Origin of the sequence: Pseudomonas sp. 2822-17 (assembly GCF_002742485.1) — a bacterium.
In the GTDB taxonomy this organism is placed as follows: Bacteria; Pseudomonadota; Gammaproteobacteria; order Pseudomonadales; family Pseudomonadaceae; genus Aquipseudomonas; species Aquipseudomonas cyclaminis.
This window is the reverse complement of record NZ_LJRZ01000490.1, coordinates 1-297: the sequence shown is the minus strand read 5'-3', so window position 1 is coordinate 297 and position 297 is coordinate 1. Positions and strand designations below refer to the sequence as shown.

At 34.3% G+C, this 297-nt stretch carries 1 protein-coding gene; it reads right to left on the bottom strand.

The window, feature by feature from the left end:
• The coding region (locus AOA60_RS33370) for an RDD family protein (RefSeq protein ID WP_218240704.1) at nt 1–195 on the bottom strand (195 nt) is incomplete at its 3' end.
• Nucleotides 196–297 lie beyond the last annotated feature (102 nt).

Genomic DNA, 297 nt, shown 5'->3' with positions numbered 1-297 from the left:
CTTCCATTCCTTTGACCCTAGTGATTTCATTGTCCATTCATCCACGTTTATAATTTCTTTAGAAATTCCTCTAATCGAAAGTTCCTGCTCTAATTTAGATTGCTGCTTAGATTTTTTCCTATCACGTTCATGTACTACAAGTGTTCCTGCTACAACATCTCCTAGTCGTTTATGCTTTGAATGAAAAAAAATCATTAAGATACCTAGTAAATAAGATGTGGGCAATGAATCAATGATTCTCAATAAGTTACGAATAAAGCTCGATAGTAGTGTAACACTGTGCCCATTTTCCTGTAT